Raw genomic sequence first — 12685 nt, forward strand, 5'->3', positions numbered from 1 at the left:
GGGTCACCACATGGCTGCCGAGAGTGCGTTCCGTTGCGGCACCGCTCTCGCGTCAGCCGTGGAAAACGGAACCCGCACAACGATCTCGGTGCCTCCACGCGGCGTGGATCGCACAGCGAAATCCCCGCCCAGTTTGCGTGCCCGCTCTTCCATCACCATCATGCCGAAGTGTCCGCTCTTGCCGGTGATGCGCCCCGGCTGGAAGCCGCATCCATCGTCCTTTACTTCCAAGCGGACCTCCCCTTTGCTGAACACCAGTTGCACGTCGATCCGCTGCGGCGAAGCGTGCCGAAGCGCATTCGAGATGGCTTCCTGCCCGATGCAGACCAGGTGGTGCACCGAGCCCGGTGGCAACATGAGCTCCGTTCCGTCTACATGAAGCTCCACATGAATACTGTGTTCGCGGTAGTGCGCATCAATGGCGCGGGACAGCGCGTGCGACAGAACGCCCGAGACTTCCTGCGAGTCGCGCAAATCCCAGATGATGCGACGTGCCTCGGCCTGGCAGTGCAACACCATGCTGTGCGCCAGTTCACACGACTGAACCGCCGCAGCTGGGTCGGTGCCGTCCACCAGCCGTTTGGCTGTAGCCTCCACCTGCCATGCCACTGCCGCGAAGCCAGCCATCAGGGTGTCATGGCACTCGCGAGCGATACGATTGCGCTCTTCCACAACGACTGCCAGCGATGCGCGAACGCGGCTGATGCGCCGCCGATACCAGACCACGGCAGCCATACCGCATAAGAGCAATGCGGCGACCATGAAATACCACGTGGCATACAAATGAGGCATCTGCCGCACGCTTAGGGACGACGACGATGAGATCCAGTCGGTGCCACTCTTGCGCGCCTGCACTTCAAAGCGGTACCGCCCTGAAGGCAGATGCTGGTAGTGCGCCACGCGCGAATGGGTTGTGGTCCATTCGCTGTCATAACCAGCCAGCCGGTAACGGAATTCGATTTGCCCCGGGTTCGAAAGCTCGCGTGCGTCGTAGAAGATACGCAGATCTGTCTGTCCTGGCTTGAGCACCAGCGAGTCGTCACTCTGCAGCGGCTCCATCTCACCACTGGCTACGGGACTCCATCCTTCGATCGACGCCGCGGCAACACGTGGGCCTGCATCTTCCGCAACTGCTGTTGTGTGAACGAATCCGCGTGTCGTCGCAAACCACAAGGTCCCATCAGCCATACGCGTTGCCGCAGGCTGCGAGGGCCCGCTGCAATCGCTGGATCGCATACCGTCGGCCTTGCCAAAGAGGACGACGTCCGGAACCGTTCCGTGGTGATGTATGGCGCGCACCATCTGGGCACGCGACACGCGAAGAATTCCGCGCGACGTGCCGAACCACAGGTGCCCATCGAAGTCCTCCAGGCCACTGTAGATCGGGAGGCTACCCAGGTCCCCGCCTACGTGCAGCGCCTCCACACGGTTTTCCCGAAGTTGCCCAATGCCGCCTCGTCGCGAGCCTACCCAGACATTCCCCGCCAAATCGTGCGAGAGGGAGAGCACATAGGGGTGTGGCAGACCCTCGATAGCCGTTACCGTTTCACCGCGCACGCGGAACAGACCTTCGCTGGTGCCAACGAGGACGCTCCCATCCTGATCCCGTAACAAGCAGGTGATGAGCTTGTTTTCCAGCAGGCGCGTGCTCTGCCCTTTGCCTGGCTCTCCAGAGGCGAAGCGAAAGATGCCCGTATAGGTACCGATCCATAGCTCACCTTCCTGTGAGTAAAGCAGCGCACTCACAGCGTTCACGGGTGATTCGATCCCTAACCGATAGTGCTGCTTTCCTCTGTCTGTCACACGGTAAATCCCGTCAAACCAGGTGCCCACCCATATCTCCCCTGGCTTTCCTTCGGTCAGTGCGCGGATCGGCGTAGAGGGCTGCATCTCAGGCAGCGGCATCGGCACGATGACTTCGCCATGCTTCCGGAACAGACCCTGTCCCCATGACCCGAGCCAGACGTCTCCGCGGCTGTCACCGAAAGCCACCGCTGCGTACCCTACGGCCAATCCTTCCTGTCGTCCGTACGGCGCAAAAGGCGCCTTGCGCCAACGGCTGAGTCCCCCCGTCAGCATGCCGATCCAAAGATTGTCCTCATCGTCGATAAAGAGCGAACGAACCGTCTCGTCCTCAAAGCCTTCATGAGATCCCCAGTGTGCAACCTCGGCTCCAAGCTTTCCGGTGGGGGGGCTATAACGCCAAAGGCCATCATGACGCGTACCCACCCACACATTGCGTCCAGCATCGGTAACCAACTGTGTGACGGGGCTCTTCGTGGCCATCACCTCACGCACCAACGGGTCATTCCCCGACTCGTCCAGAACCTGCAGGAGCGCGTGGTCCGTGCCAATCCATAGAGCCCCTTCGCGATCTCGAAAGAGGGCTGTCGGAGATCCAAACTGCTTCGGTAGTGCCAGCGCCTGCAGCGTTTCATTGTTCCAGCGAAACAGACCACTCGAAGTGATGAAGAGTATTGGCCCCGGCCTGCCGTTCCTCCCAGGCGAGTCCGCGAAGACAACTGTGATGTCACCTGCGATGGTCCCGGTCCCGGGGATGCGTTCCATTCGACCATCGCGAAAACGCTCAATGCCGTTCTGCGTCGCCACCCACAGCATCCCGGTGTGGTCGATCACCATGGTACGAATGCGTTCATGAAGAAAACCGGCCTGCTCGCTTACGTTCACCACGCCGGTCTTGGTCTGGTGCAGAACACCACTGCCGTCTGTGCCTACCCAGAGATCACCGTCCTGACCGGGTAGCATCGCGTTTACCGCTGCGCCATTCACAACAGTCGGGTTCTGAACACTGCTCACCGGTGCAAAACGTTGGCCGTCAAAGGTCAGTACGCCCGAAAACGTCGCCAACAGCAGCTTCCTGTCTGGCCCCTGCGCGATCTGCCGCACATTGCTCTCGGAAAGGCCATCTTCGACCTGCCAGTTCTGTTTCTGGTATTCCGACAGACGCAGTCGCGTCGGAGAATCGTGCGAACGTGTCTGCGAAGGAGGCAAGGGTAAAGAACGTAGCTGTCCAGATGCAAAGCCAATGGACAGGAGCGCCAAGCAGATCGCAGATAAAATCTGCGACTGCAGAGGCCTTGCGCGCTTTAGGATGCTTCTTTTCACGAGTTCCTTCATCTACCAGACCACAAGAGATCAAGCCTCCGCAAGCGTTTGCAGGGCTCGGGGCCTGCTCTCACCTAAGACTATTGCCTTAGACTTGACATGGTCGATGGGCCGATGACAGATACGTAAGCAGGATTGATGATTTGTTTTTCTGCAAGCTAGCCGTAAGGAGTACCCATGCGTTTCCCGTTCCGGTCCCGCTCTATGGCGTTTGGACTCATCCTGCTGTCTGCCGCCACGCTACACGCTCAGCGCTACGATCTGTTGCTACAACACGGCCATGTCATCGACCCCCGCAACAACATCGATGCGGTCATGGACGTCGCGATCGGCGGCGGCAAAATTGCGAAGGTCGCCACAACGATTCCGGCAGCCGATGCCGTTAAGACGGTCAATGCGACAGGCCTGTATGTGACGCCGGGCCTCATCGACATTCACGCGCACGTCTACACCGGGACTGGCGAAAAGAATTCTTATGCTGGTGACAACGGTATCTATCCGGATGGCTACACCTTCCGCGTTGGCGTAACAACAGTTGTCGATGCAGGCAGTTCCGGCTGGCGCAACTTCGAAGATTTCAAGCAGCGCGTCATCGATCGCCAGCAGACGCGCATCCTAGCAGAACTGAACATCGTGGGTGCAGGTATGCGCGGCGCCCACTACGAACAGAACCTGGACGACATGGACGGCACTGCAACGGCCGAGATGGCTAAGAAGTATCCAGGGCTCATCGTCGGCATCAAGAGCGCTCACTTCGAGGGTCCGGAGTGGAAGCCCTATGAGCAGGCCGTGAAGGCCGGCACCATCGCCAACATCCCCGTCATGATCGACTACGGCAACGACCGCAAGGAACGTCCGCTGTATGAGCTTCTGACCAGGGTTTTGCGCCCCGGCGACATTTACACCCACGTGTACAGCGGTCTGCGTGAAGAGCAGGATCCGGTCACACTGGGACCCCAAAAAGGGCTGATCAAAGGCCGACAGCGCGGAATCTATTTTGACGTTGGACACGGCGGTGGATCGTTCAACTGGAACGTGGCCTACCCGATTGTGACCAAATTTAAGTTTCTACCTGACTCCATCTCGACAGATATCCACATCACCAGCATGAACGCTGGCATGAAGGACATGCTGAATGTGATGGATAAATTCCTCGCAATGGGTGAACCGCTGCCGCTGGTCATCAAGCAGTCGACGTCGAACCCGGCGCACGAGATGAAGCAGGACCAACTCGGAAACCTGTCGGAAGGTGCAATCGCCGATCTGGCCGTATTGCGCCTTGAGAATGGTAAGTTTGGTTTTGTCGACATGAATAACGTGCGCGTCGACGGAAAGCAGAAACTCACCTGTGAACTCACCATCAAGGACGGCAAGGTGGTCTACGACCTGAACGGTATCTCGGCGGACGCCTACGGCGCACCCGCATCCAGCGCGCAGAAGCAGTCCAAGCGCTGGACGACGATGCACACCGTCTACGGCAAGGATCAGGAAGCGCACTAAAAGTCTCACTTCCCTACTATCCCGAACGGCGTCCCTTCCGCGGACGCCGTTCTCACTTCACGAAAAGGCATGCAGCTAGGACGCCGCGAAGATTTCCGGATTCTTGTGCGTCCTAGCCGCAAACGGAGACAATTCAGGCATGGTTCCGAAGGCATCATCCGTACGTGTGCGTTATCTGCTTGGATTTCTCCTCTTTCTGTTGAGCGGCATCGCCTTCCTTGACCGCACGAATATCTCCATCGCCGGCCCGCAGATAAGCCGGGAGTTTGCGCTGGGGCACGAGCGGCTTGGATGGATTTTTAGCGCCTTCCTGATCGGTTACGCACTCATGCAGGTTCCCGCCGGCTGGATGGCCGCCCGATTCGGACCGCGATCCGTGCTGACCGTTGGAACACTCTGGTGGGGTGTCGCGACAATCCTGGCGACGCTGCTGCCGGTAGGTACACCAACTGCCGTCTTCTGGTTGATCGCGCTCCGCTTCCTGCTCGGTGCAGGTGAGTCCGTCGTCTACCCCGCCGCCAATCAATTCGTCTCGAACTGGATCCCTGCCGGAGAACGCGGCATCATCAACGGCCTGATCTTCGCGGGCGTCGGCGCGGGCAGTGGCCTTACACCGCCGCTGCTGAACTGGATCATCACCCAGCATGGCTGGCGTGCTGCCTTTTGGTTCAGCGCACTGCTGGGTGCGTTGATCGGCTGCATATGGTGGTTCGCATCCCGCAACATGCCAGAACAGCACCCGTCCGTTTCAAGTGAGGAACTCCAAGAGATTCGAGCCGGGATCACGACAGACTCACCCGCTGAAATCGCCGCAGCTCCCAAGGTTCAGTGGAAGGCCATGTTCACGCGGAAAGATCTGCCCCTGCTGATGAGCGCGTACTTCTGCTTCGGCTACATCTCGTGGATTTACTTCAGTTGGTTCTTCACGTACATGTCGGAGGTGCGCGGCTTCAATCCGAAGTCCAGCGCACTCTTCACGATGTTGCCCTTCATTTCCATGACCTTCTTCTGCCTGCTGGGTGGCGCACTCAGTGATCGCATCACGCGGCGCTTTGGCCTGCGCGCAGGTCGCTGCTGGCTTGCTTCCGGTGCGCTGTGCCTGACCGCCTGCTTTCTTGTCTTTGGTTCGCAAGCAAAGAACCCGGTCACCGCCGCCATCATCCTCTCCTTTGGAGCGGGAGCGCTCTACCTTTCGCAGAGTTCCTTCTGGTCTGTCTCGATCGACATTGCCGGGAAGCAGTCGGGCGTTTTCTCCAGCCTTGTGAACACGGGCGGTCAGGTAGGAGGAGCCGTCACAGCCTCGCTGACGCCCTGGATCGCACACGGCTTTGGCTGGACCTCGTCCTTCGGAACCGCCGCCTGCATGGCCCTTCTCGGAGCAACATGCTGGGCTCTGGTGAACCCTGCACCGGTGCCAGCACGGAATGCGTAGCACGCTAGATTGCCCTCATCTCTACTGGACGTAGCCTGAAGGCGGGAGATCGACCCGCGTCTCCCGCCTGCTGCACTACCGCAGAAGGCCTGCCACGGCGCCATCGCCTAACGTCAGCGCTGCAACCGACCCAAACCGCTCCGAACTCTCAGAGACGCCATTCGCGATGATATGAAGATCACAGCGGCGAGGGTCCGTCCACAAACGCTCATTGCCGGCTAGTTTTTCGTGTCGGCGCTTGCAGGTCGCGCGGACACCTCTTGCAGATGTTTGATGGCCGCCCGACCGAGCGGACGTTCGTGCAGGAGCAGTTCGGCAGCGCGGACCCTCGGATTAGCGTGGAACCACGTCTGGAAGATGTTGTTCCGCAGCAGGTTGGTTGCGGCCAGCAGGCACATGCCTTGGTGGTGAGCCATCCAGCTTCGAACAAGTTCCGGTGACTTCTCCCCAGCGGTGTAGTCGCACGCCTCGTAGAAACCGTAGTCGCCCACCCAGCCGAGATCTGCCATTTTACGGAGATTCTTCAACGCGATCTGACGTGCGAACGGCAGGGTCAGAAAGGTTGAGTAAGGAGAGATCACCGGACCATCTTCCGCGCCGTACTTCAACGCGAGTTCCGGGATACCCCAAGCCTGATAGCCATAACGGCCAAGCGGATCACGCTTCGCCATGCCACTCTCAGAGATGCCCCACGGAATGCGCTTCGTATGGGTGCGTTGGATGGAGACTGCAGATTCCATTGCACGAGAGACAAGCGTGTCGTGGTACTGCTTCATCCACAGGGCTGGCATCAGGTACTCGAACATGGTGCCAGTCCAAGAAAGCAGGCTCACCCGTCCCTTCACGAGAACGTGAGTACGATCGAGCCGAAACCATGCGCGTTGCGGGATGTCGCCCTTTGCGACTGCGAGGAACGTAGCAATGCGGGCTTCCGAAGCCAGCAGATCGTAACAGGCGGAGTGGAGTTCTTCCTGCTTGCCGTCATAACCGATGGAAAGCAGCTGGCGCGCCTCGACCAGCAGAAAGTCGAAGCGCATCACGCTGGCGGCCTCTTCGCTGCGGTCAACGATCTGGCTTAGCTGAGTGGCAAGATTGGCGACGTTCTCCTCCGCGGCCGACAACAGGGTACGCAGCTCAAGCGCAAGCTCTTCGTCTCCGCCTGTCGCGGCGTGAGCCAGTTCACCCAGCCGTTGATTCAGGTTGCGAACGTGCTCGACAGCGCCGATAACGTACGGGATCACGTCGTTCTCAGGATGCTGGAACTGACTGATTTCAAATAACGGTGCAAAGCGCGGCATGAGCCAAGGCAGGTACTTTTCGATGTACTCCCGGACCTGCAGCCTCCGTCGCTCAGCTTCTTCGAGCATCCATTCCCCCTTGCCCGCAACGGGATCAAGGTCGAAGAGCCACTTCACCTGCTGGCGGATAGTTTCGGTGGAGCGTACCGCTTGCTTCTGGTCCAACATGTGGCGGATGGCCGAGAAAAGTTCGGGCTCGATCAACGGCTTCTTCAGTGAATCCATTGCACCGCCGTGCAGCGCATACAGACTGGCGGCGAGGTTGCCGCTATCGACCGTTGAGATGGTGAAGGGCTGCACGGCTTGCAGCGTGGGGATGTTGATCCAGTTGTAAATATGCCCGTTTACCTTCTCAAGCCGCGAATATGTGTCGAGTGTGCCGAGCGTTGCGCGGGTAAATTCCGGCAGCGTAATGAAGCCGAGCGCCAGTGCCGCCTGGCGCGCGTTGAACAGCATGCCAAGGTTTGTTGGTGTCAGTGTCAATACCTCGTGGCGGTTCTTCTCCTCCACATTGTCAGGGATCAGCCAGTGGTTGTCTTCGCCACCGAAGTCCGAATAGTAGCGCCAGGTGAGCAGCGCCTGCCGTTCAAGGAAATGCTGGTCGTCCGCGCTCAAGGGACCTTCGAGCTTCCGAGGTGGCGAGTTGAGCCATCCAGTGATCAGCGGAGCGCAAGCCCACAGGATCAGGATGGGACCGGTTACGAACAGGTCGAAGTGGTGGCGTAGAGCACTGAGTCCTGCGATGACCAGTGCGACAACTGGCGAGGCCTGTAGATAAAGATCGAGCGAACTGCGTGATTGCTTCGCCTCGGCCTGCGCCGCTGTCTCCCATTCGAGAAGCGAACGACCGGTGAGGAAGCTACGCACCAGCGAACGCACGATAGCGTCGATCGCGAGCAGTGTCTGATGCGGCAGGAAGGCGAGGTTTAGGATCTGGAAACCAAGTGAGCTCCAGAATGCGCGGAACGCGTCGAGGCACCCTTCCCAGCTTGCATTCAGCAGCGCGCGGCCGAACGTGAAGACAAGCTGAACGAATACAGGCAACAGCATGAGCGTAAGTACTACAAACGTCCAGTAGCGCGCGCCACCGGGCAGGATCAGCCAGCCACAGATCAGCAGGATGAATGTCACCGGCTCGACAAGGCTTCTGCGAAGGTTATCGACGATCTTCCATTGCGACAGCAACGAGATCGGATTGCGAACTTTCTTGCCGGATTCTTCCGGAACGCGGTCGAGCAACCACTGCGTGATTTGCCAGTCGCCACGCACCCAGCGATGCTTGCGGCGTGTGTACGCTGAATAGTGCGAGGGATAGTCGTCGATGATCTCGATATCGGTGACTAGCCCTGCACGCGCGTACGCCCCTTCAATGAGATCGTGCGACAGTAGCGTGTCCCGTGGAAAGCGCCGGTCGAGCACTTCATGCAGCACGCTTGCTTCATAGATACCTTTGCCCGTGAAAATGCCTTCCCTGAAGAGATCCTGATACACGTCGCTTACGGCCCGTGTGTAGATATCAAATCCCGTTTCGCCGGAGTAGAGCGTCGCAAGACGTGACCGCGATGCCGAAGCAACGCTGACGCCCACGCGCGGCTGCAGAATGCCATAGCCCTTTGTCACGATGCGAAGCTGCGGATCGATGATGGCCTGGTTGAGCGGATGCGCCATGGTGGCGATCATGCGCGCGGCGGTCTTGCGTGGCAACTGCGTGTCTGAGTCAAGCGTGATGACGTAGCGAATGCGGCTGAGGAGGTGTGTTGGACCAGCCTTTACCGGGAAGCTGTCAAACTCGCCTCGCAGCAGCTTGTTCAGGTCGAGCAGCTTGCCGCGCTTGCGCTCCCAACCCATCCACACGCCCTGCTTTTGGTTGAAGACACGATGACGGTGCAGCAGCAGGAAGGACCCGCCACCGTCATTGCCGTACTTTGCGTTCAGGTCATCGGTGAGACGAACCGCGAGGTTTACGAGTTCGTTGCGATCTTCTGTCTGCGGACGCGTAGCCGAGTCCGGCAAATCCGTAAGCAGGCCAAAGTGGAGGTTCGGATCTGTGTTCGAAAGCCAGCGGGCCTCGATCTCTTCGAACAGTTCGAACACCTGTGCTTCATTCAGCAGCAAAGTCGGCACTACGACGAACGTGGATGATTCGTCCGGAATGCTCTTCATGTAATCAAGTTTGGGCAGTGCCCGAGGTTTGATGAAGGCAGTCACGGCATTATTGACGATGTCGCTTGCGCCCTGTGTTGAAGGCAGAAGAGCGAGCAGCAGGGCCGCAATCGTCCAGATGAATTCGTGGTGCGGCACCAGCGGCCGAATGAGTGCTGCGACGCAGGTGATGGAAAGGACAATGATGCCGATGATGTAGACATCTTCCGCGTACTTCATCAGCCATGTGTGGAGTCGCTCGCGGAACGGTGGATGATAGCCGATTCTATGCGACAGCTCAGGTACACCTTCTTCAAAAAGAAAGTACCCAACGTGCCCCCTGCGGCGATCCAGACGCGTGTTGGACGTCGAGTTTCCTGCTGCGGCCTGCGCCAGCTCGATCGCCGTCTGCGCAACCTGAACTTCGTTATAGTTTGAGCGTTTCGCGAGCTCTGCCACGCGCTCCATGTAGCTGGTGCGCGTCTCTTCATCCATGCACAGGAAAACGGTATGCGGATCTTGCGCAAGCACGGAGTAAAAGGCCACTAGAGGCTCAAGCAATTCCGGCCACTCGTACTGATTCAATCGACGCAGCGAATGGAGCGGACCGGAGAATGGTGACTGCTCGATAGGCGGAATGACACTGGCAAATGTTTCATCTGCACGATCGAGAACAAACTCAAGCTGGGCGAGCTTGAGGAAGGTTGGCAGCATCTGAATCTCACGCAGGTTCAGAGATTCCTCTTGCTGTATAGCATTGATGAAAGTTGAGAGAGACTCACCGGACCAGATGCCGTGCGCCGTGTCGAGGTACTCTTCCGTGACCCGCATCACGCGGGGAATCTTGTCTCCTTCCGGACTTTCGACCAGCAGAAGCTGCAGGATCTGTTTTTCTGAACTCTCTGCTTCTTTCAGCACGTTCTGCAACATGCGCGTGCTTTCCAGTAGCTCGAGCTGCGGAGTCAGCTCTGAGAGCCTGGAGATTTTTTCGCAGGCGGCCAGGCGTTCCTCAAGCCGCTTCTCCAGCTTTGCAAGCTTGGTTTGCAAAGCTAGGGTGACCTTGCCCTGCAGACCTGCCGGGTGAAGCTCCCGTGCCAGTTCATGCGCTCGGTGCTGTAGGACCTCGTCGCTTACATCTGGTCTCTCGATCAGACCAGATGTCTCAAAAACCGGAGCGATGAGGGGAACCTGCCCCACGTTGGCTTGTGACTGCGACTCTGTCAGATTCTTAATCTCGTTCACTTGATCCATTACCGATAACTCGCGGCTTGCAGTTCGAACATTTCGGCGTAGAGACCGCCCTGCTCCATAAGCTTCTGGTGATTGCCTTCTTCAAGCAGACGTCCTCCGCTGAGGACGACGATGCGGTCGGCCATTCGTACGGTTGAGAAGCGATGCGAGATGAGCAGTGCCATCTTGCCCTGCGTCAACTCCGCAAACCGGTCAAACACTTCCAGTTCGCTTCGGGCATCTAACGCGGCCGTCGGCTCATCGAGAATGAGCAACTGCGCGTCTCGTAAATACGCCCTTGCCAATGCGACGCGCTGCCACTCGCCGCCTGAGAGCTCAACGCCGCCCTCAAAGCGACGGCCCAGAATCTGGTCGTAGCCATGCTCCAGTTTGGCCACGACGGAATCCGCCAGGCTCTTATGAGCCGCGTACTCAATATCACTGTCGCCATCTTCGCTGGGACGATCGATACGACCGACGGCAATGTTCTCACGCGCCGTCATTTCATAGCGCATGAAGTCCTGAAAGATGACACCGATCTCGCGGTGCAGATCTTCGAGTTTGTACTCGCGCAGATCCTTGCCATCCAGCAGAATCTCACCTTCGGTCGGATCGTAGAGCCGCGTTATCAGCTTCACAATCGTCGTCTTGCCCTGACCGTTTTCCCCGATCAAAGCCACCCGCTCACCTGGTCGCAGCGTAAACGTAAAGTTCTTGAGCACGGTGCGATTGGTTCCGGGGTAGGTAAACGAAACGTTGCGGAACTCGAAGCCTTGGCGAATCGGTACCGGCGCGGCTAAGCCATCGGGTTTGGAGTAAACCGTAGGCTCCATCTTGAAGAACTCGATGAGGTCCGTGAGGAATAACGCCTGATCCGCAATGCCGGAAGCTGTTGAGAACAACTGCTGCAAATTGGAATTCGCCTGCTGAATTGACGCGGTGAGAAACGTGAAGTAGCCGATGCTATACGCGCCGTGGATGGTGCGCATGATTACGAACAGGTATGCGCCGTAGTAACCCAGGGTGCTGATGACTCCAAGTAGACCGCCGAGCCAAAGCTTTTTGCGTGAGAGCTCAACATCCTCGCGATAAATCTGGCGCGCAAGCACTTCGAAGCGTTCCGTGAAGTATTTGCTGAGCCCGAAGAGCTTAATTTCCTTGGCGCCGTCGCGACTGCCCGCAACCGTTCGCAGGTAGTCCATCTGGCGCTTGGCGGGAGTTTGACGGAAGTTCTTCGCGTAGCCCAGGAAGGCGAAGTGTGTCTCTCCAAGGAATGATGGCAGCACTCCCACCAGCATCAGCAGCACAAGCCATGGCGAGGCAAGCACCAGCGCAATCGAAAACACCAGCGTGGTGATGCTTTGCTGCAACAGTCTGCCGATCTGCTGGATCATGACGAGGCGGTCCGTCGCCTGCACTCGCGCACGTTCGAGGCGGTCATAAAAGACCGGATTCTCGTAGGTGGTCAGATCAAGCCGCGACGCCTGCTCCATAACTTTTACGGAGGCGTAATGAGTGTAGCTGTTGGCCAGGAGCGCATCGCTGTAGTCGGTGCCTCGCATCAACAGGCCGATCGCTACGTTGATGCCGACCTCTGCGCCGACAAAGTACCAAAAGTGCGGGTCGACTGGCTTGCCCCGCAGCTTGTCAGCGATGTCGTTGATGATGTACTGGACGACCTTCGCCGCGGCGAAGGGTAGCACTGCCACCATGAGACGCAGGAGAACGCCCCAGACAACTGCCTGGTGACTCGATTCCCAAAGAATTCGCAGAACCAGCGGAACGTTACGGAGAGCAACGATGCGTTCGCGCCACGGGTTCGTATTGCCGGAGGTTTCAGTCATCTCACCGAACCAGATTTTTGCCAGAAGTCGACAGTTAAATCCTTAGGATGCACAAATGCACAGATCAGTCGACGCGGAATGCCATTGATGTTCATTTGCAGGCGAATTGACGC

At 58.3% G+C, this 12685-nt stretch carries 5 protein-coding genes; 2 read left to right on the forward strand and 3 right to left on the reverse strand.

The window, feature by feature from the left end:
- Positions 1 to 3 precede the first annotated feature (3 nt).
- Positions 4 to 3012 (reverse strand): sensor histidine kinase, encoded by a 3009-nt coding sequence (locus tag BLW03_RS01020; protein ID WP_244501906.1) that lies wholly within the window; start codon positions 3010 to 3012, stop codon positions 4 to 6.
- Positions 3013 to 3303: 291 nt separating this feature from the next.
- On the opposite strand from BLW03_RS01020, the gene BLW03_RS01025 reads away from it, so the two are divergent.
- Both BLW03_RS01025 and BLW03_RS01030 read left to right on the forward strand, forming a co-directional pair.
- On the forward strand, positions 3304 to 4626 hold the full coding sequence (locus tag BLW03_RS01025) for an amidohydrolase/deacetylase family metallohydrolase (RefSeq protein ID WP_074651945.1): 1323 nt from the start codon (positions 3304 to 3306) through the stop codon (positions 4624 to 4626).
- Positions 4627 to 4765: 139 nt separating this feature from the next.
- Positions 4766 to 6058, forward strand: coding sequence for an MFS transporter (locus BLW03_RS01030; RefSeq protein WP_074651946.1), 1293 nt, complete (start codon positions 4766 to 4768; stop codon positions 6056 to 6058).
- Positions 6059 to 6276: 218 nt separating this feature from the next.
- Here BLW03_RS01030 and BLW03_RS01035 read toward each other — a convergent pair whose 3' ends face one another.
- Together BLW03_RS01035 and BLW03_RS01040 are read right to left on the reverse strand one after the other, a co-directional pair.
- Positions 6277 to 10740: a glucoamylase family protein gene (locus BLW03_RS01035; protein WP_244501907.1), complete on the reverse strand. Its 4464-nt coding sequence runs from the start codon at positions 10738 to 10740 to the stop codon at positions 6277 to 6279.
- 8 nt (positions 10741 to 10748) lie between these two features.
- Positions 10749 to 12572 (reverse strand): ABC transporter ATP-binding protein, encoded by a 1824-nt coding sequence (locus tag BLW03_RS01040; RefSeq protein ID WP_074651947.1) that lies wholly within the window; start codon positions 12570 to 12572, stop codon positions 10749 to 10751.
- Positions 12573 to 12685 lie beyond the last annotated feature (113 nt).

The organism is Terriglobus roseus, from assembly GCF_900105625.1.
Lineage (GTDB): Bacteria > Acidobacteriota > Terriglobia > Terriglobales > Acidobacteriaceae > Terriglobus > Terriglobus roseus_B.